The following is a 20,614-nucleotide window of genomic DNA, read 5'->3' on the forward strand; positions in this document are numbered from 1 at the left end:
TATGGAACGGATGGCAAAGGAACTACAACAGATTCGGTCCCACGGCCTGTACCGATCCCTTCGCACCATCGAAAGCGCTCCGGATGCACGGGTACAAATTGAATCCAAGAGTCTCATCATGTGTGCATCCAACAACTACCTCGGGTTGGCGAACCACCCTAGGCTAATTGACGCGGCTTGCAACGCCATTCAGGTCTTTGGTACGGGTTCATCCGGGTCGCGTTTGATCACCGGCAACACCGTATTGCACGAGCAACTAGAAAGTCAACTTGCTGGGCTCAAGGGAACGGAAGCGGCGATTCTATTTAATACGGGCTTTATGGCGAACCTGGCAGTACTGTCAACCTTGCTTGGAGAGGGCGATGTCATCTTTTCAGACGAACTAAACCACGCAAGCATTATCGACGGTTGCAGGTTGTCCAAGGCCAACGTCGTGGTCTATCGCCATAATGATATGGCGGATCTGGAAAAGAAGCTCCTCCAACGGGTCGGCCACGGTGGGAACTCCCGGATACTCATCGTCACAGACGGAGTTTTTTCTATGGACGGGGACATTGCACGGCTCCCTGAGATTGTCGAACTGGCCGATCGGTTTGAGGCGTGGGTCATGGTAGACGACGCCCATGCGACTGGGGTTCTTGGAGCGCATGGGGGCGGTACAGCAGATTATTATGGCTTACCTTCTGACAATGTCCACGTCCAGTTAGGAACCATGTCTAAGGTTTTGGGTGCTGAGGGCGGATTCGTGGCGGGATCCCAGTTGCTGGTGGATTATCTACGTAATCGTGCACGACCATTCATCTTTTCCACCGCACTTTCGCCCAGTGTTATTGCAAGTGCAGGAACTGCGGTTGAACTAGTCTCAAAGGAACCCGAACGGCGAGTGAGACTACACGAAATTGCGCGCCGCGTCAGAGACGGTTTGTCGTATCTCGGGTTTCAGGTGCTCCCAGGAGAGACTCCGATTATTCCTGTCATCCTCGGCGATCCAGAGCGTGCCGTGGAATTTGGTCAGCGGTTGGAGGCAAATGGTGTATTTGCGCCGGCGGTGCGGCCACCAAGCGTTCCCCCCGGTACCTCGCGCATCCGGTTAACCGTGATGGCCACTCAAAGTGATGCAGATATTGCACAGATTTTGAATGCATTTACCCGTGTCGGTCAAGAACTGGGGGTGATAGCGTGAGTGGGCTGTTTATAACAGCAACCGATACCGAGGTAGGGAAAACCGTCGTTGCCGGTGGCTTGACCGCCGCCTTGCGACGACAGGGTTTCGATGTGGGGGTCTATAAGCCGCTGCAAAGTGGACATCTGACGGAGGATCCAAATGGGGATGCAGCGCGGTTGTTGCGATTGTCCGGTGTAGACGATACACTACGCGAAATCTGTCCATTTTCCTTTACCGAGCCGCTAGCTCCGAGACTCGCCATGGAACGAGCAGGATTGTCCGTCTCAACGAGTGATTTGCTGGATCACTATCGGCACCTGCAAAGCAAGCATCAACACGTACTGGTAGAAGGCGCCGGCGGCGTGGCTGTTCCTTATACCCGCGATGGACTGGTGGTAGACTTCGCCAAAGAACTGAACTTGCCGGTTGTCGTTGTGGCCCGTCCCGACCTTGGCACGGTAAATCTCACGACGCTTTCGGTGGAATATGCCAGGACACGGGGGCTAAACGTGATCGGCGTGGTTGTAAATGGCTATGGCAAGTCCCTTCCGGTCTCTGTGGCGGAAGAAAACAACCCTCGCATGATTTCAGAAATCGCACAAATTCCGGTGCTGGGCATCATACCGTGGTTGGGAAATCAGCCTAGGGAAGCAGAAGTTATCGCCACTGTAGAACGATCCATCGACCTGGAGAGAATAAAGACTTATCTTGCAAGTTAAAAATTCTTCTTTGGAGGTAGAGAGTATGTCAGAAACAACAACTGTAAACTGGCTTGAGTTAGCCAACCATGTCAATGACGGGTACGCCATGAAACGTGAAGAGGCATTGGCAATATTACGTTCCGACGACGATGATGTCCTTGAGCTTCTGCATGCGGCTTTCCGCATCCGCCACAAGTATTTCGGCAAAAAAGTGAAATTGAACATGATCATCAACGCTAAGTCGGGCATGTGCCCCGAAGATTGCTTTTATTGCTCCCAATCCATGCTTGCCCAGAATCCCATCGACACGTACCCCCTGTTGTCGAAAGAGACCATTGTAGAGGGAGCGCAAGAGGCGATCTCGCGCAAAGCGGGGACGTATTGCATCGTGATGTCCGGCAGGCGCCCGTCTAGCCGCGAAATCGATCAGGTGGCTGAAGCCGTGGCGGAGATCCGAGCCACGACGAATCTTAAAATCTGTGCCTGCCTAGGACTACTCAGTCCGGAGCACGCACAGCGACTCGTTGACGCGGGCGTCCACCGTTACAATCACAACTTGAATACCAGCGAGGAGAACTATGAACAGATCTGTAGCACGCACACCTTTGACGATCGCGTTAGAACGGTTCAGACGGCCAAAGACGCTGGACTTTCGCCGTGTTCCGGGGCGATCTTTGGGATGGGCGAAGGAGATGACGGAGCTGTCGACATCGCGTTTTCGCTGAAGGAACTTGACACGGATTCCATCACCTGTAACTTCCTCAACCCGATTGACGGCACACCACTCGAAGGCAAGCGCGAATTGACCCCCATAAAGTGCTTAAAAATCCTGGCAATGATGCGTTTTATGAATCCGACCAAAGAAATTCGAGTGTCCGGCGGGCGGGAGATCAATCTCCGGCACCTTCAGGCGCTAGGGCTGTATGCGGCGAACTCCATTTTTGTCGGAGACTATTTAACCACAGTCGGCCAGACGCCAACAGAGGATTGGCAGATGATTGGGGACCTTGGTTTCGATGTGGAGGAACCCATGGTCTAAAACGCCGGGAGAGGCGACTTGAGGTCTAGGTTGCTCTCTTGGTATGAGGCGTCCATGTGTTGGCATGGCAATGCGATAGATACGGATGGTCCCCATCATGGTGCTGCGATGCTTGGCAGCTTCGAGGTGATCATCTTCTTTTGCTCGCTTGTTGCTACGTTCGTCGGTGGTTCTGCGTTTGTAGACATTGCATCACTCGTTGCTGTTGCGGGCAACGAGTGGCACTAAGTGAGGATTATGCTTGGTATGTGTGTGTACGCATCTACCGTAGGGTGAGTAGGAACAGGGCGTATCACGAGTCACCACCCCTTTCACAACGAGCGGACAATAATATTTGGGACGACCTTGTGTACTATCGTATCCACGGTCTTTCATCCCCAATCCTTTTTTGCAAAACGGAATCCCAGTTGAGGAAAAGGTGATGTCATCCTTCTCAAACCCCCTTGCTTCCCGTACTACGCAGGTTTAAATCGAATGGTTTGACGTTGTGCCGCTGAAGGTACTCGTAGTTTGGGAGTGCGTCGTATGAATCGTCTAAAATGTATATTCACGAAAGCGTTCGACGAACTCGTGGGCACTCATCACCTACGAAGTCGCGTCATGCGAGAGGCACTGTTCACGGAACTCGGTGAATACGTCGCCATACTGCGTGGATAATCAGCAGACCATCCGGTCGATGGATTTAATGCGCCACCAACTGGTTTTTCCGAGGAAAACGATAGTTACAAATGGGGGACCTTGGGAGGGGTAAGAAGCCTCGGATATTGAGGCTTCTTATCGAAAGTGTTGGTACCGATTTAACAATCTTCCTCGGTAAAAAGATCCTGCGCAATCTTAAAGCTGTCTAATGCAGCAGGCATTCCACAGTAAGCCGCAGTCTGCAGAAAAACCTCTTGAATTTCTTCTTGAGTAACCCCGTTTCGTAAAGCACCTCGAATATGAAGTTTTAATTCGGTTGGTCGGTTGAGTGCGGTCATTATAGCTAAGTTAAGGAGGCTCCGAGTTTTCGGGTCTAATCCGGGGCGTGTCCAAATCTCACCCCATGCAAAACGGGTAACTAGTTCCTGAAATGGCCTCGTAAAATCAGTGGCGGACGCAAAAGCGTTGTCAACGTAGTCTTCTCCAAGAACTCTACGGCGAATCTCTAATCCAGCCTGAAACTTTGAATCCGGAGTCGTCATGGATCGATCATCCTTTTCTACGTGGTCATCGATGAACCTCTAAGAAAATCATCGAAGACTTTTGAGAATATTCTCTGTTCCTTTAACGAGCTGTAGTACAATATCAAAAGCTGTTGTTTCGGAGCTCAACGATGCGGCCTGCCCGGCCCATAAAGACATGTACTCGGAATTCGATTCACGTACAGCCCAATTCCGCATAGGACGAGTCAACGCGTTTTGAATGGGATATGGAGGAATATCCTCTTTGTAATTTTGCATTGATTTAATAAAAGCGTTCCGAATACCGCGTGCGGGTTTTCCTGAGAATACGTTAGTCATGACCGTATCAGTATCTTGGCTTTGTAAAACAACTTGCTTATATTTGGGATGCGCACCACTTTCGTGACTGCTAAGAAAGGCCGTTCCCATTTGAACTGCAGATGCCCCCAACGCTAAGCTGGCAACAATTCCTCTCCCATCCATGATTCCTCCGGATGCAATTACCGGAATACATACCTTGTCAACAACTTGGGGGACGAGTGCCATTGTCCCAATTAACGAGGATTCATACGGACGTAGGAAAGTCCCCCTATGACCACCCGCTTCAAAACCTTGTACGACAATAGCATCCACATTACTTTTCTCAAGTTGACTAGCCTCTTCAACAGTCGTCGCCGTGCCGATGACAAAAATTCCTTGTTGTTTCAGTTGCTCCGTTTCCTTTTTTCCAAGAACTCCAAAGGTGAAGCTGAAAACCGGGACTTTTTCTCCAAGGACTATTTCAAGTTGCCTCGCAAATTGCTCAGAGAAGTTATTCTCGTATTTAACCTGGGCTGTTTCTTCACCAAACGGTCCTATGTTTTGAAGATGCTCCTTCATTTGAGAAACAACATCGGAATCTACATCGTCGTTTGGTATGAAAAGATTCACCCCAAAAGGTTTATCAGTGAGGTTACGGATTTTACGAACGGACGTTTGTATTGCTTCAGGTGTCATGTAACCGGCTCCGAGTATTCCCATTCCCCCGGCATTTGAAACAGCGGCCACCAATTCAGGGGTCGTTATTCCACCAGCCATGCCGGCTTGGATAATCGGGTATTCAATATGCAGCTTTTGAGTGAGGAAATTTTTATTCCACATGGTGATGTCCCCCTTTGACTAGCGCAAATAGTTTGCAATTGTCTTTCTCTTTGCTGCCTCCGAAACCAAACCTATAACCAAGAGTAAGGCAGCAAGTACAAGAACAATTGTAGCCATGGTTAAAGATAAAGCATAACTGTGAGTTCTTTGAGCCAGAAGACCACCCCCAATCGGACCTAGAACTTGGCCGATTCCATAACAGGCTGTTAAATATCCAATTGCTTGACCGCTTCGCTCCGCATACAGATTTCTTGTAAGGGTAGTAGCCAAGGTAGTAATTCCCATAAAGGTTCCACCGAACAAAAAGGCAGCCAAGTAGATACCAGTCGGACTAAACAAAATGACTGGGATAACAACCCCAATCGCTTGGACGAAGTAAGCTAATACAAGAGATTTTCGGATGCCCCAACGTTTTCCGATCCGAGCCCATAATAGAGTAGAGGGAATGGCACCTATACCTGCAATAATCCAACTCAGTGAAGGGAAGCCTCGGATACTCGGGATCGTACTAGCAATATCGACCAAAAAAGTACCGATCACAATATAACCCATTCCTTCGAAACCATATGAAACAAGCAACCACCCAAAGAATTGTTTGTTTACAACCGAATTGACGTAAGAACTTTGATGTACGCTAATTTCATCACTCGTGTACTCGCGTGTCCAGAACCACGCAAAACAACAAATCAGCACACTTAGTAACATCAAACCCAGCCAAGTTCCTCTCCAGTTCCCGTAGTTATCCAAAAAGGGGACCAAAATCCCCGTTAAAAAAATACCGATACCTACACCGCTATAGAAAATCCCGGACCATGACGTTCTTTTTATTGCAGCCAGGACATCCAGGACTATACTTGACGCGAATACAAACACCATGCCACTCGAGAGTCCTGAGACGAATCGATAGATCGCCCAAACTGGAATCGACGTCGTCGTGGACATAGCGCCAATAGATAGGATGTTCACTACAAGTGAAGCGCGAAAAACTAGTGTTTTCTTGTGCCCCCAAGGTACGATGCCACTTAATAGGGCCCCAATTAGATATCCAAGGTAATTACTTGAGGCTAGGTAACCTGCAGCAGCGTCTGAAAAATGTTGGTTAAATTGCATCAATGGCAAAATAGGAGTATAGGCGAATCTCCCGATACCCATGGCAATTACGAGAGAAGCTATACCTCCGATGACCACATAAACAGGATTCCTCATGTTTTCTGAATTCCTCCAATTGGAACTGAATTTTTGGTTGGGGTAGCTTGTTCCATGATATCCCTGGAAAGGAGGTTCAACATAGCTCTAGCAATAGCATCGGACTCACTAAGCGTTACGGAATTGACGCCCGGGCGAATGCCGGCGGCAGTTACCCAGTGTACACCTTCGGTTGGCACACCAAACGCAAAACGACGTGGATGTTCAATTCCGTTACAATTCTCTATATGGTTCGGTGGTGTGGTGACTGCGAGGCCTCCTGTGATGTATCCGGGACTGAAGGAATTCGAGATGACAAAGGGACGAGCCTGGCCTGTTTGCATGAGGTATGAAAGTAGCGGATCGGTAGTTCGTCGTATATCAATATCAGGAAGGCGTGCCTCAATTAAACCAGTGGCCTCGACTAGATTCTCATTAGTCCAGTGTGAACTGGCTCTAAATCGAGGAGGTTCTTCAATGAGTTCCACATGCATTCCGGGTCCGAGTACATTGAGGATACCTGTTTCGATTAAGGCAATCATTCCTTCGATGCGAGAAGCCGGAGGTCCAATCGATAAAAAAGCGTTTAGTGATGTGTACCAGCCTTGTAAATCATCTCGGTATGAATCGCCACTAATCCCTCCATGGTCTACGATAAGTCGCACTTCGTTGCGTAGATCTCTTAATACATCTAAGGCCGCTTTCAGTGGACCAGAAACATTTCCTCTCCGTGCTTCTGTAAGATCTCTACGTAGATATTCAACCAGCCATGCGCGAAAGGTTTGTTGACTGTCGAGGGATTTGTCAGAGTGTGGATTGCTGAGTTGTTCCCAGTTCCACCGTTCAGTCTGGTCAACTCCAAATTCGTCCAATAAATGCTTCTCCTGTTCACTTCCCCAGGAGTACTTTCGATACTGGCTCTTAAACTTTTCACCTTGGCAGTTACATGAAGTCGAACTAATGAGTGTGGTGTAATACACCGTTTCTACTTCTTTCGCGATGAACGGCCATACTTCTTGCCGAAAATTGATTCTTTCCCCCTTGTTTGACCGGGTACGGAAATTATTAATAACTTCCAATGTAAGAAACAAAGGATCGTGTCGTCCAAACGGTCCCTTTTGGTTCTCTCCACGCGCGTGGTATGGAATACCACGTCGGGAACTCGCATACATTTTCGGCTCACGCCCGGAGGATTCATACATCAATCGACCCTGATTTCGGATAAAGCGACCTCCCCGACCTACAGTTAACAAAGCCATATAGTCAAAAAAGTTCAGACCAAGTCCCCGAAGGATGACCGATTTGCCCGGTTCTATTCTATCTAAATTTACGTCTGCAGGATTAGCAGGCGCGATGTAACATAAATCGTACTTGTCAGCAAAGTTCTGTATACGTCTCTCCTCATTGGATAAAATTGTTGGGGTATGCCCTAATGCCAACACAACCGCATTTACATTTAGAGGTTCTGAACCGTCATCAAGTCGAATTATCTGGCGACCGTCAGGTGCGTCATCTAAGGAAACCGCTCGGGCCTGATGAGAGTGGATGGTTACGTTGTTCGGAGTGTTACGGATTAATAGCTGATATACCCACTTTAAATAGTGACCATAAAAAGCGCGGGTAGGATACGAGTCTGGATCCAACTTACGTGCTTCCTCCAAAACTGACTCATCATATTTTTCCCAGAAATTAATAAGTACAAGAAAACGAGCCCATTCATATAGACTGGGTCCGGATAAGTGAGGTCCTTTACAATCTACGCTAGGATCCGTGAATAGAGTGATTTGTGATGCCACTGTGTTCATGAGTAAGTGTTTGGATTGATCAGTTCTCCACACATTTCCTGCTCCGGCCGGATAAGGATCTACAGCATGAACCTTAATATCCGAATTATGTATTAATCCGGCATTGGCGCACACACGCTCTAAAACTGAAAGCCCACGAGGTCCCATTCCAATAATCGCTATACTTGATTCAGATGTAGCCATCCCTTACCTCCTACTAGGTTGTATGCAAAGAGACGTTCGTCAACTTGTAAAATATCTTCCAACAGAACTATAAACGCTTCCCGATAATACTGTAAAATGATGATATGAGATTGAATCCATCACATAAAATGATGGTGTATACTTAGCAAGGAGATGACGGAGTGGAGATACATGATTTGAGGGTTTTTTTAGCAGTAGCTGAAGAAGGAAATATCACCAGAGCTGCTCAATGCTTGGGTTATGTACAATCGAACGTCACTGCCCGAATACGCCAACTGGAGTCCGAGCTCGATACATCATTGTTTTACCGTCATAGCCGGGGGGTAAGTTTAACTCCAACGGGGGAAACCGTTCTATCGTACGCGAAGAAAATAGTGACCTTATGTAGTGAGGTACAACGAGCAATTCAAGATGAATCAAATCCGAGCGGTCCACTACGAATTGGTTCAATGGAGACCACTGCCGCTATTCGTTTACCAGAAGTCCTTACCGCATACCATGAGGCATATCCAAACGTGGACCTGTATTTAACCACCGGTCCGACAGAGCAACTCCTTCAATCGGTTCTTGAATATAAAATAGACGGGGCATTCGTAGCTGCACCGATTGAACATCCTGAAATTGTCCAGGAAACATTCGTCGAAGAAGAATTAGTTTTGATTTCGAATTCTAAGAAATCCCCACTACTGGCTTTACAAAATATCCAGGAACGTACGCTACTTGTTTTTCGGACAGGGTGTACTTATCGTTCGCAATTGAAAAAATGGTTATATGACGAAGGGATATATCCTGAAAAAGTCATGGAATTTGGCACATTAGATGCAATATTAGGATGTGTCAGAGCGGGTTTAGGGTTCTCTTTAATCCCTAAGTCTGTAATAGAACATGGTGATCGGGACAACTTAATCACGTATCACGAAATTCCTGATAAATATAGGAGAGTTAAAACAATTTTTATTAGACGCCAAGATTCACTCATAACTCCCGCGCTGTATCGATTTTTGCAGGTTATTAGAGAATCTTTTTCAAAGAGCCGGAAGGGAACGGACTGAATATTGACTATCTATCATGCAATACTGCTTTATACGAAGGAAAATACTTAGTCGAAGCAGAACAGGCCTTGGTGGATCTACAGAACCGACTTGAGATACCATACAGGACGCAAGCCAAGTACACGAGGTTGATTCGTAGTCCACTGCCATAGTGGATCGATGGATTACCCAGCTACATTAAGGCATGCTGCCTGGTTAGGACTGCGAGAGTTCAGTTTCTAACGACACGTTCTGCGTACCTACAATATTCAGCAACAGAGGGCATGAACGAATTCGTACTGTCCAAGGCGGGTAACTGTGTCGATAAGGTTCTATGGCTCGTGATCCTTGCGCTGTTCGGTGAAACAGGCGTTGCAATTGCGAGTGCAATCCTTGTCCTAGCCTGCTGAACGACAGTTTACAGAACAAATTCCGTTCCCTGAATCGCTCCTGAGTCACCATACGGATGAAGACAAACAGAAGCCGTAGCCTCCGTTCCAGGTTCATCACCAGGATCTGCATCATGACCACGTTCACGCTGGTCTCCTTGAGCCGTGTCCCGGATCAAGCCTAGCCCGTTGCGCTTGCCTTCGCCGAATTTACCCTCTATCGCATTGCGTTCAGGTGCGTCCTGTCGTTCGATCTGCTTGTGAGTCGGTTCGTCGTCTTTGGCCGGGCGTCCAAGCTTCCGTCCACTCGTTGGATGCCTAGCGCTTTGCAGTACTGCAAGTTTACTCGTGTGCGATACAGTTTGTCTGCCAGCTCTGCTTCTGGATAATATCCATATCGCTCCCAATACCCTTTCCACCGCCCCCTGAAGTGTTAACCCTTCGTTGAAGTTGTCCCAGTCAATTCGCTCAATCCGCGTATCCCCATCCACCCTGCTCACCGCGACCTTCGCCCGAACTCCATCGCCACCTTTGCTTTCCCTCTCACCATCGGTCGCACATGTGGTTGTGAAATACTCACGATTCGGTCTTCCACTCGGTGTTCTCGTTCGTGATACATTTCGATTTGTGGACGAACCAACTCTTGAATCACCAGCAGGGTCTTGTATTGCCATCGGCTGAGTGTGAACAGCGGGGTGATCCGGCCAATTCGGCAATCAACCTTAGATCCCGGCTCGGGTATCGAAGCTGTTGCCCAACCCTTTTTCGGCCTTCTTCAGACTCGCTCGTCTCTGCTTGGCAATCACCAGATACGCTCGTCGTGGTCTCTCTCGGTACGTCCTTGGTTTCTTCTTGGCGCTACGGTGCGGAGCATCGAGTATATCGATGTCTGTGGCCGCTCACATTGTTTGTCGGTGAAATTCCAGGTGTCAATGTCGGCTGGGATTGACGTCTTGTTTGCACGCAGTTTGTCGGTTTGAGGATAAACATGGGTCCTTACAGGCTCGATGAGTGAAGTTTATCTTTGTCTTGATTCGAAATAACCCTGATACTGGAAGTCAAGATGACCGGTCTTGAGATTTTCCCCGTGTCAAATCAGGCGATCTGGTCGCCTCATTTTACGGTCCGGTGAACCCCTCAGCCTTGTCCTGCCAGGTTTTTCTTTAACCTTTCGCATGGTACGCTTCTAGAAGCACTTTTTGTGGGATTTTAGAACAAACTAGGACGAATATCCGGGTACCACGTAACGGAACACCCTGTTTACCGACACCGATGGGGGAAACATGAAACCATGGCCTAATTGCAGGTTCACCTGGTCGCTATGCTTCGCTACTAGGGTCAGACGCTGGTATAATACTGGACACTTCTATCCCGAACATGGAAACCAGGCGGCTGTAGAGCCAAGTCCGGACGTTCCATCTGAACCCATCTCGACACTTGAGTCAACACCTGTTCAATTTGTCCCCGCACACGAGTACCGGCAGAAGCCGTTCAACAAAATTGGGTTAGGATTTGCGACGTCTGTCTAGTTGAGTTCGAAATGTTCATGAAAGTAGAAATGTTAACTGGGGTTGCAGCGTTTGTGCAAAGCGCGAGCTGATATCCACCATGTAGCACAAGTGTATGGAAGAACATCTCTTCTTTAAAAAGAGACTTATCGTCTCGGATTTTAAGAATACCCTCCGACCAAAGCTTCATGTCAAAACCAAATGATCGTGGATCACGCAGTAAACCGATCCCAAGTGCTTTCAGATAGGCTTCTTTTAAGGTCCAAATCTTATAGAGAAATGAAATTAACATGTCATCATGCTTTTTTTTTGCATATTGTATTTCATCTTCGTTCAAGAATTGTCGAGCAAGATCGAAGTCGAGGTATTTTATGTATTCAACATCAATACCAACTCTACCATTTTTGGTGATAGCACAGGCAATCAGGTCACTTGAGTGTGATAAATTAAAATCCCCTCCCCAAAACGGATGATTTTCCAAGTACAACCGTCCATGCTCATCTTTGCTTATTTGCAATGATTCCCTGGGAACGTTCAAAAGCTGGGACAGTTTTGTTTTGGCAAGAACTCGACCTATTAGGCTGGATTGTTGGTCTTGCCAGCGCCGATACATTAGGAGTCGGCTCTGTTCTTCTTTGGCCAGTAACGCTAGCTGCTCCTTTACCCACGTCGACGAAAGGCGATTTCTCCTCTGAACTACAACTACGTCAATCATAGGACTCACTCTCCAGGCAAATCAAGTATGATTATCCTAGACATTGACACGACGAATGTGCCAATCTATCTGGGGACTTTTTATTGACTTCTGACAATGTACAGTATTGTTTTGTATATTAAACCCGGATTTCGACGGTTTTTCTTCGAAGAATTGACCTGAGTAATTGAAAAGGCGCTCCATATATGGCTAAATTGGGTTTGTCCAGAACACAATCCAAGCCAGAGAGGAGCACCTTTTGGGTGAATCATACACCAAAACACCACCGTCGGAAAAGCAGTAAAATACATACCCGCTTCAATCTCCATTCTGTCACCGCTTTTGGCGGTGCGACAGGACTCATAGATTTCGTTCTAGGGACTGGAATTGACAAGAATTTTCGTGTAGAGGGTCTGCGTAAACGAACAGACGCTCAGTTCCAAATGGATGATGTAGCGCTGACATTCATACTGGGCTCCTTGCTGGGTCAGGAACGAATTTTCCACTTCGAGAACATCGAGCAAGATCCCCTTCTTAAGCTCAAACTAGATTTGCCGAAGCTACCCGATACCACTCTGCTGTACAAGGATTTAAAACGGATGGGCTCTTCGGCAGGTATGAAGGCAATTCGCTCAGCGCAGCGTCAAATACTGAAATCCTTGCTCCCTAAAGGACGGGATATTGTCGTGGATATCGACTCTTCCGTAGAAACGGTATATGGAAACCAAGAGAAGTCTGCCGTCGGGTTTAATCCACATCATCACGGCAGAGCTAGTTTCCATCCCTTGCTGGCATTTGACTCGCAGACTGGTTGTTGCATCTATGACGAGTTGCGCTCTGGTGACGCTCACACAGCAGATGGGTTCGCAGACTTTTACGAAGCGATAAAGAAGCAGTTACCCGAAGGCGTCCACATCCGTGCAATCCGTAGCGACAAAGGATTCACCGGGGAGAAAGTATTTCAACCGCTAGAACAAGATGGTCAAGACTATGTCATCAAGCTGAAGTGGACAAAGCGATTGGCAGAGTTTGCACAGGCGCCAAATCTCGCTTGGCGTTGCATCACCCAAAGCGATAACGAACATTGCGATGTCGCCTCCACTATGTATCAGGCAACATCTTGGGAAAAACCTCGACGGGTTGTCATTGTTCGTCGGTTAGATGTTGAACCGGAGGAAGTCCTGTGTGCGGATTGGATGTGGGAGTACGAGGCGATTGCCACAACGCTAGACTGGGGTGGCGAGGATATCTGGCATTTCTACAACTACCGTGGTAACGCTGAGAATCACATTAAGGAAGCGAAGTACGGATTTGCCGTCGACCAATTTTCCAGTCAGAACTACGGTGCCAACCAAGCATTGCAAGGTCTGAAATTGCTGGCGTACAACCTATTCCTGCTGTACAAACAAGTGGCGTTGCAACCAGCGGTTCGTCCGTGGACAGCGGGACGACTTCGCCGCAGGCTTCTGTTCCTACCTGGAATTCTGGTCCGACATGCAAGACAGTGGACCATGCGTCTTCCCGAGTTTGCAGAGCGACTATCGGCGCAAATGCTTCAGACTGTACCGTAGTGATTTCCAAATCGAATATGGGAAAATAGTAGCCTCTGCTGGGGAGGGGGGAAGTGCGTTCAAATACAGAAAAAAGCGTGTAATACCGGCGTGACCGTATACATATTTACCGATATATTGAAATCCTAGCCCTGCCGGGCTGGTTAATGAACAAACCGTCGAAATCCGGGTTAAATTGATAGATTTGTTGATGATTACGATACTTGTCGGTGATTCATTCATCGACATTGACAAAGCAGTGTTGTCTACAATCCGTCAGGTACGTGGCAAGCCAATCGACACCCAGCCTGGTAAAGCCTGAATCCACAGGTGTGTGGACTCGACCACCATGACAAAGTGTAGGTTTATCGATGGCTGTCAAGATGAGACACTGCCAGCCTTACTGCAATAGGAGGCGCGCCGCCAGTCGCATCCTCCCGACAATCAACCATGGGGTTCCTCCGACACACAACCGACAGGTAATTCGAGATATCTGGGTTAAATAAAGCGTGCATAAACAAGATTGGAACGTACATCTGGGGCAGGAGTGTCGCTGGAGTGAGTGTTAACCAGCCACATTCCAATCCTATACTTGGAACACTGCTCCTTATAACGAGCTGAATATAACTACCATATTGTAGAATTTGAAAAAATGAGACGCATGATGGGAACCTGGAATTTCACTTTGTAATCCACTCTAGAAACTCCATTCGATTCCCAAATGGATCATCCACATAAAAACGATTTGCGCCTTCCAGAGAGGTATCATCCTTCACTTTGACGCCGTGCTCAACTAAGCGCTCACGGAGTGAATTGAGGTTGTTCACAAGGAAAGCCGGGTGCGCCTTTTTTGCCGGAACAAAATCATCTTCAATACCGATGTGTAACTGATGATGACCAACTTGAAACCATACGCCACCACGCGCCGCGAGATTGGCCGGCTTTGTAATCTCCGCCATGCCTAATATGTCAATAAAAAAATGTCGCGCTTTCTCTTCTGTTCCTTTTGGGGCTGCCAATTGGACATGATCGATGCCGTCGAATGAAAATGACACGCAAAACCCTCCTTTTGGATTCGTTTACCATGGTAAATCATATCAATCCAAAATTTCAACAGGAACCCTAATTAAAGTTTTCAGCGATCGGACAAGCGTTTATTAGATGTGTCGACAATAACAACAACAAATCTTTCACATTCGACAAACTGTCAATTTGCTACAGGTAGACAAGACGGTAATTACCGGTTTCTTACACACAAATCTAGCGAATTTTGTTGAAAAAAATTTCTTGACCGATCTTACATCAAATTGGTAGGGTCTATATGGGTTTGATTTTTATGCCTATTCTGTATATTCCGCGTATTATATTCCCATTTGGTGATCAACCAGGGCGTTTGCTCCTCAGCTACGTGGAGCTTGGCGTCGAGTTGAGCCAAGGCTATTTCTGGAGTCAGTCACCGCAATCGACACCCAATGAAATACGGCCTTCGCGGGGCGTGAAGCTGATGACTTAGCGAGGCTGCTCGTCATTGTCACCGATCACAGTGTTCTGAATTATGCATGAAGTCTTGCGGCCGCACTTGGCGCCATCTCCGAGTGGAGTGGTTCTGGGTCAACCGGTATGCAGTGTCCAGCGTGTCCAAGACAATCTAAGTTCTACTGCACAACAGAGCAGTCCTACATCCTTGCAAATTCGCGGATGGTTTTCGATTTCCTTCAAGGTAACATTCATTATCTTGGACAATATTCGGTATAGGTGTTACCATCTGTACTCTAGTAAGCTGCTGTGAATTTTTCATCGAGGACACCGTTCGACAGCTAATAACAAGATATAGGTCTATCACTGATTATGAAATCATTTCCATGGATAACCTCGGAAATCTAAGAGACATAAGACAGGGCTACGATTTAAAAAGGGGGCTGGGTATCGAAGCATACACGGGACGTAACGTGGTTCTGCTTTATGTCGTCAATATGAGGGAACATGGGAGGGAGCACGTATCTAATTCTGATTCTACGTACAAGGGGTGAACGAATTGAAAAAGGCTATAATTGAGGTTTAACAGCTCTCTCTTCTCTATGTCTCTTTATTGGGACCGCACAAGCATACTCCTTAGAAGGTCCAAAATGGCAATATCCAATGGATATTACTTGGGCTGATGGAAACGTTGATCAACAAGCTATAAGCCCGGATTTCGACGGTTTTTCTTCGAAGAATTGACCTGAGTAATTGAAAAGGCGCTCCATATATGGCTAAATTGGGTTTGTCCAGAACACAATCCAAGCCAGAGAGGAGCACCTTTTGGGTGAATCATACACCAAAACACCACCGTCGGAAAAGCAGTAAAATACATACCCGCTTCAATCTCCATTCTGTCACCGCTTTTGGCGGTGCGACAGGACTCATAGATTTCGTTCTAGGGACTGGAATTGACAAGAATTTTCGTGTAGAGGGTCTGCGTAAACGAACAGACGCTCAGTTCCAAATGGATGATGTAGCGCTGACATTCATACTGGGCTCCTTGCTGGGTCAGGAACGAATTTTCCACTTCGAGAACATCGAGCAAGATCCCCTTCTTAAGCTCAAACTAGATTTGCCGAAGCTACCCGATACCACTCTGCTGTACAAGGATTTAAAACGGATGGGCTCTTCGGCAGGTATGAAGGCAATTCGCTCAGCGCAGCGTCAAATACTGAAATCCTTGCTCCCTAAAGGACGGGATATTGTCGTGGATATCGACTCTTCCGTAGAAACGGTATATGGAAACCAAGAGAAGTCTGCCGTCGGGTTTAATCCACATCATCACGGCAGAGCTAGTTTCCATCCCTTGCTGGCATTTGACTCGCAGACTGGTTGTTGCATCTATGACGAGTTGCGCTCTGGTGACGCTCACACAGCAGATGGGTTCGCAGACTTTTACGAAGCGATAAAGAAGCAGTTACCCGAAGGCGTCCACATCCGTGCAATCCGTAGCGACAAAGGATTCACCGGGGAGAAAGTATTTCAACCGCTAGAACAAGATGGTCAAGACTATGTCATCAAGCTGAAGTGGACAAAGCGATTGGCAGAGTTTGCACAGGCGCCAAATCTCGCTTGGCGTTGCATCACCCAAAGCGATAACGAACATTGCGATGTCGCCTCCACTATGTATCAGGCAACATCTTGGGAAAAACCTCGACGGGTTGTCATTGTTCGTCGGTTAGATGTTGAACCGGAGGAAGTCCTGTGTGCGGATTGGATGTGGGAGTACGAGGCGATTGCCACAACGCTAGACTGGGGTGGCGAGGATATCTGGCATTTCTACAACTACCGTGGTAACGCTGAGAATCACATTAAGGAAGCGAAGTACGGATTTGCCGTCGACCAATTTTCCAGTCAGAACTACGGTGCCAACCAAGCATTGCAAGGTCTGAAATTGCTGGCGTACAACCTATTCCTGCTGTACAAACAAGTGGCGTTGCAACCAGCGGTTCGTCCGTGGACAGCGGGACGACTTCGCCGCAGGCTTCTGTTCCTACCTGGAATTCTGGTCCGACATGCAAGACAGTGGACCATGCGTCTTCCCGAGTTTGCAGAGCGACTATCGGCGCAAATGCTTCAGACTGTACCGTAGTGATTTCCAAATCGAATATGGGAAAATAGTAGCCTCTGCTGGGGAGGGGGGAAGTGCGTTCAAATACAGAAAAAAGCGTGTAATACCGGCGTGACCGTATACATATTTACCGATATATTGAAATCCTAGCCCTGCCGGGCTGGTTAATGAACAAACCGTCGAAATCCGGGATAAGTGCTACTGACTCTTGGAACAACACCCCCGTAGCAATCATGTTTTATGCGTCCAACTCGAACAGTGCGGATATTCAGACTAGCTATGGTGACTTCGGTAATACCGGTTGGACGGGAAACACCACTTATTATTACACACATATCCACTCTCGTAAGTTCTCTTTGAAAAGTGGAGACTGAGTGGTAAACTCGGTATAGGAACACACGTTCGCATATTGAGGTGGTACTCATGAATCTCTTGGAGTTTACGCAAAAATTCTCTGATGAGAAAGCCTGTGAAGAGCATCTGATTCACCTGCGATGGAAACATGGGTTCACTTGCCCGAAGTGTAGTCATCCTGAAGCCATGCTGGTTCATGCAGCCCACAGACGTGACGCCGACCGCAGAGTGCCACTATTTGAATGCAAACAGTGTCATCGCCAGACTTCTGTTACTGCAGGCACGATCTTTCACAAAAGCAAAACGCCGCTATTCAAGTGGTTCCTTGCTATATACCTGGTCAGCAACGACAAGCGTGGTATTTCTGCGAAAACACTCCAGAGTCACATCGGCGTCTCCTACGATACGGCTTGGAATATGCTCAACAAAATCCGTAATGCGATGGCGGAACGAAATGCCAAGTACAAGCTTGAAGGCATCGTTCAGGTCGATGACTTTTTCCTTGGCGGCAAGAGCAAAGGGAAACGGGGACGTGGCACAACACAGTCGCCCATGGTCATGGGGGTTTCACTGACGAAAGGAAAACCCCAATACTGCTTCATTGAAGCTGTTGGAGACTTGAGTAAGAATTCGATATTGCCAATTTTACAACGCAACCTTGGTACTGATGTTGTCTTGGAAACGGACGGGAATTGGTCATACGGCGCCAGTGCAAAGGAACTGGACATTCCGCATCTGGTAACATTGTCGAGTGACGAGGATGCTCACGAAACATTTCAGTGGGTCGATACATTGATCAGCAATTTGAAAGCGTTTATTGACGGGACATACCATGGACGAGAGCGCTTCAAACAACTGTACGCTGCTGAATTCACCTACCGATTGAACCGTCGACACATGGGGCATAGGCTCGTCGAACGACTTCTAAACACTTGCGCACTGGCGCACCCAATAAATGCAAGGCAAACTGCCTAAGTGGTGGGTCAGCCCAGGTTACTTACGAGAGTGGATATGTGTGTAAAAATACGACCCCATCACCTGTTGGGGCCGCATAAATCGTAATTAGACTTCCTTATCACAATAACTCAGGTTCTTTTCTATTTCTTCGAGTTGAGGTGTTGCTAGGCTTGACTCTGGGTCACGTTAGGGGGTTCTACGTCAGCCAGGGATTCGATGTAGTGATACGCGGTCATGGCTGCAATCGCGCCATCGGAAGCGGCGGTGATGATTTGGCGCAGTCCCTTCGGGCGAACATCTCCAGCGGCGAAAATGCCCGGAATCGACGTCCGCATATCTTCATCCGTGATGACATAGCCGTCTTGGTCAAGAATTTCCTGATTTGAGATGAATGACGTCATGGGTGTAAAGCCGACGTAAATGAACACCCCATGCATTTCAATTTCTTGTTCCTCTCCAGTCTCAACATGCTGAATCCGGATTCCACTGACTCGATTTTGGCCCAAGATCTCTACGACCGTGTGGTTCCAGATGAAGTCCATTTTTTCCGAAGAAAAAGCCCGTTTTTGTAGAATTGGCTGCGCCCGCAGTTTGTCACGGCGGTGAATCACCGAGACAGATTCCCCGAATTTGGTTAAGAATGTGCCTTCCTCAATGGCGCTATCTCCTCCACCTACAACGGCAATCTTCTTGTTCTTGAAGAACGCACCGTCACATACAGCACACCAGCTAACTCCGCGTCCGCTCAAACGGTCTTCACCTGGAATACCCAGTTTCTTCGGCGTGGCCCCCGTCGCAATCAACACTGCTTTCGCTTTGAATTCGCCTTCTGAGGTAAACAGGGTCTTGGGATTTCCATGCATATCTATACTCTGGACATCGGTCATCTTAAATTCCACACCCAGATGATCCGCATGCACGCGCATCGACTCGGACAATTCTGGCCCTAAAATCATTTGAATGCCGGTATAGTTCTCGACTTCCAAGGTGTTTTGCATTTGTCCGCCCGGCAATCCCTTTTCCAGAATTAGCGTCCTTAAGTTTGCCCGGGCTGCATAAACCCCAGCCGACAAGCCTGCGGGACCCCCACCGATAATCACTAAATCATACGTCTCTGTAGTCTGCTTCACGGTTGAAATCCCGGAGAGCATGACTTCCACTTCCCGTTCTTCGTCACGAAGTGTCCCGTTTTCTTCTACTGTACTCATCTTGGTCTCCCCTATCTTGACCCAATTATAGGTATTAAGACTGCGTTGTCTTGGTGAGCTCAATCATAAACTCACGAACGCGGTCCCGTATGGCATCTCGGACTTCCCGAAACTTCTCCATGATTTCTTCTTCTGTACCTGTGGCCCGTGCGGGGTCTTCATACCCCCAGTGCAGGCGCTTCACGTGGGGCGGCGTCACCGGACACCTGTCATACGCGTCACCACATAAGGTAATAGCATAGTCCGACTGGTTCAATACGTCGTTATCGATTAAGTTCGATGTGTGCGAAGACATGTCCACGCCCGCTTCCTGCATTACTTGTATGGCTCTTGGATTCAGACCATGCGCTTCAATTCCGCCACTCACTACAGTTACCTTATCCCCTGCAAAGTGGCGTGCCCAGCCCTCGGCCATTTGTGAGCGACACGAGTTTCCCGTGCAGATAAAGTACACAATCGGTTTTTTCATATCCATCTCTCCTTGGAAGTAAATTTAGGTGCCATCAAACCGTTTCGCGAATTCCCAATCGGTGCAAGAGTTCTTTTACAAGCCCTTCAATCTCATCCCTTGCCCTTCGGAAAGATTCAATATCTAGATCTGAATCTATCTGTGGAATTGGGTCCACGATATCCCATTGCTCATTTTGAATTCCAAATGGGACAATGGGACACCGCTCATGGGCTTCTTCACATAGTTTCACAATGACATTTGAACCGACGAAGGTTTTCATGTTGAGCGTCTTCGACTTGTTTTGCGAGATATCGATTCCAACTTCCTTCATGACTTCGATCGTCTTCGGGTGAATTTCCCTCGCTCCGTCCACACCGGCACTCGATACTTCTACGCGGTCCCCACCGTATTTTTTGGCAAAGGCTTCTGCTATTTGACTCCGAGCTCGATTGAAAATGCAAATAAAGTAGATTTTTACTGGTTCACCCACTTAACATTCCCC

The 20,614-nt window shown here is 47.7% G+C and carries 19 protein-coding genes; 9 read left to right on the forward strand and 10 right to left on the reverse strand.

Annotation, left to right across the window (positions count from 1 at the left end; genetic code table 11):
* Position 1: 1 nt before the first annotated feature.
* From bioF to JC200_RS19955, 5 genes are all read left to right on the forward strand, one after another.
* Positions 2 to 1,183: an 8-amino-7-oxononanoate synthase gene (gene bioF, locus JC200_RS19935; protein WP_274433451.1), complete on the forward strand. Its 1,182-nt coding sequence runs from the start codon at positions 2 to 4 to the stop codon at positions 1,181 to 1,183.
* Positions 1,180 to 1,884: a dethiobiotin synthase gene (gene bioD / locus JC200_RS19940; protein WP_274433452.1), complete on the forward strand. Its 705-nt coding sequence runs from the start codon at positions 1,180 to 1,182 to the stop codon at positions 1,882 to 1,884. Before bioF ends, bioD begins: the two co-directional genes overlap by 4 nt.
* A 25-nt stretch (positions 1,885 to 1,909) precedes the next feature.
* On the forward strand, positions 1,910 to 2,905 hold the full coding sequence (gene bioB / locus JC200_RS19945) for a biotin synthase BioB (RefSeq protein ID WP_274433453.1): 996 nt from the start codon (positions 1,910 to 1,912) through the stop codon (positions 2,903 to 2,905).
* 18 nt (positions 2,906 to 2,923) lie between these two features.
* Positions 2,924 to 3,133 carry a hypothetical protein gene (locus tag JC200_RS19950; protein ID WP_274433454.1) on the forward strand — a complete coding sequence of 70 codons (210 nt, stop codon included), beginning with the start codon at positions 2,924 to 2,926 and terminating at the stop codon, positions 3,131 to 3,133.
* A 297-nt stretch (positions 3,134 to 3,430) separates the two neighbouring features.
* Positions 3,431 to 3,562, forward strand: a complete 132-nt coding sequence (locus JC200_RS19955; RefSeq protein ID WP_274433455.1) for a hypothetical protein — start codon at positions 3,431 to 3,433, stop codon at positions 3,560 to 3,562.
* Positions 3,563 to 3,702: 140 nt separating this feature from the next.
* On the opposite strand, the gene pcaC is transcribed toward JC200_RS19955, so the two are convergent.
* From pcaC to JC200_RS19975, 4 genes are read right to left on the reverse strand one after another with little or no spacing between them, the layout of a single operon-like run.
* Positions 3,703 to 4,086: a 4-carboxymuconolactone decarboxylase gene (gene pcaC, locus JC200_RS19960; protein ID WP_274433456.1), complete on the reverse strand. Its 384-nt coding sequence runs from the start codon at positions 4,084 to 4,086 to the stop codon at positions 3,703 to 3,705.
* Positions 4,087 to 4,134: 48 nt separating this feature from the next.
* On the reverse strand, positions 4,135 to 5,205 hold the full coding sequence (locus tag JC200_RS19965; protein ID WP_274433458.1) for an NAD(P)H-dependent flavin oxidoreductase: 1,071 nt from the start codon (positions 5,203 to 5,205) through the stop codon (positions 4,135 to 4,137).
* Between the two features lie 18 nt (positions 5,206 to 5,223).
* On the reverse strand, positions 5,224 to 6,411 hold the full coding sequence (locus JC200_RS19970; protein WP_274433459.1) for a YbfB/YjiJ family MFS transporter: 1,188 nt from the start codon (positions 6,409 to 6,411) through the stop codon (positions 5,224 to 5,226).
* A complete protein-coding gene (locus JC200_RS19975; protein ID WP_274433460.1) occupies positions 6,408 to 8,378 on the reverse strand; it encodes an FAD/NAD(P)-binding protein in 1,971 nt (656 codons plus the stop codon). Before JC200_RS19975 ends, JC200_RS19970 begins: the two co-directional genes overlap by 4 nt.
* Before the next feature lie 161 nt (positions 8,379 to 8,539).
* Here JC200_RS19975 and JC200_RS19980 point away from each other — a divergent pair, with 161 nt between their 5' ends.
* Positions 8,540 to 9,430, forward strand: a complete 891-nt coding sequence (locus JC200_RS19980; protein ID WP_274433461.1) for a LysR family transcriptional regulator — start codon at positions 8,540 to 8,542, stop codon at positions 9,428 to 9,430.
* A gap of 397 nt (positions 9,431 to 9,827) precedes the next feature.
* Here the strand turns inward: JC200_RS19980 and JC200_RS19985 are convergent, their stop codons facing one another.
* Together JC200_RS19985 and JC200_RS19990 are read right to left on the reverse strand one after the other, a co-directional pair.
* Complete coding sequence (locus JC200_RS19985; protein WP_274433462.1) at positions 9,828 to 10,298, reverse strand: hypothetical protein; 471 nt, start codon at positions 10,296 to 10,298, stop codon at positions 9,828 to 9,830.
* Positions 10,299 to 11,289: 991 nt separating this feature from the next.
* Positions 11,290 to 12,021 (reverse strand): 4'-phosphopantetheinyl transferase family protein, encoded by a 732-nt coding sequence (locus JC200_RS19990; protein ID WP_274433463.1) that lies wholly within the window; start codon positions 12,019 to 12,021, stop codon positions 11,290 to 11,292.
* 242 nt (positions 12,022 to 12,263) lie between these two features.
* Between JC200_RS19990 and JC200_RS19995 the strand changes: the two genes are divergently transcribed.
* Positions 12,264 to 13,571, forward strand: coding sequence for an IS1380 family transposase (locus JC200_RS19995; RefSeq protein WP_274433464.1), 1,308 nt, complete (start codon positions 12,264 to 12,266; stop codon positions 13,569 to 13,571).
* Positions 13,572 to 14,230: 659 nt separating this feature from the next.
* Here JC200_RS19995 and JC200_RS20000 read toward each other — a convergent pair.
* Positions 14,231 to 14,605 carry a VOC family protein gene (locus JC200_RS20000; RefSeq protein ID WP_274433465.1) on the reverse strand — a complete coding sequence of 125 codons (375 nt, stop codon included), beginning with the start codon at positions 14,603 to 14,605 and terminating at the stop codon, positions 14,231 to 14,233.
* Positions 14,606 to 15,855: 1,250 nt separating this feature from the next.
* Between JC200_RS20000 and JC200_RS20005 the strand changes: the two genes are divergently transcribed.
* Complete coding sequence (locus JC200_RS20005) at positions 15,856 to 17,163, forward strand: IS1380 family transposase (protein ID WP_274433464.1); 1,308 nt, start codon at positions 15,856 to 15,858, stop codon at positions 17,161 to 17,163.
* Between the two features lie 402 nt (positions 17,164 to 17,565).
* Positions 17,566 to 18,471, forward strand: coding sequence for an IS1595 family transposase (locus tag JC200_RS20010; protein ID WP_274433466.1), 906 nt, complete (start codon positions 17,566 to 17,568; stop codon positions 18,469 to 18,471).
* Between the two features lie 146 nt (positions 18,472 to 18,617).
* Here JC200_RS20010 and trxB read toward each other — a convergent pair whose 3' ends face one another.
* From trxB to JC200_RS20025, 3 genes are all read right to left on the reverse strand, one after another.
* Positions 18,618 to 19,604 (reverse strand): thioredoxin-disulfide reductase, encoded by a 987-nt coding sequence (gene trxB, locus JC200_RS20015; protein ID WP_274436607.1) that lies wholly within the window; start codon positions 19,602 to 19,604, stop codon positions 18,618 to 18,620.
* Positions 19,605 to 19,695: 91 nt separating this feature from the next.
* A complete protein-coding gene (gene arsC / locus JC200_RS20020) occupies positions 19,696 to 20,130 on the reverse strand; it encodes an arsenate reductase (thioredoxin) (protein WP_274433467.1) in 435 nt (144 codons plus the stop codon).
* Between the two features lie 34 nt (positions 20,131 to 20,164).
* Positions 20,165 to 20,602, reverse strand: coding sequence for an arsenate reductase ArsC (locus tag JC200_RS20025; protein ID WP_274433468.1), 438 nt, complete (start codon positions 20,600 to 20,602; stop codon positions 20,165 to 20,167).
* Positions 20,603 to 20,614: the final 12 nt, after the last annotated feature.

The sequence above is a fragment of the Alicyclobacillus sp. ALC3 genome, from assembly GCF_028751195.1.
Classification (GTDB): domain Bacteria; phylum Bacillota; class Bacilli; order Alicyclobacillales; family Alicyclobacillaceae; genus Alicyclobacillus_L.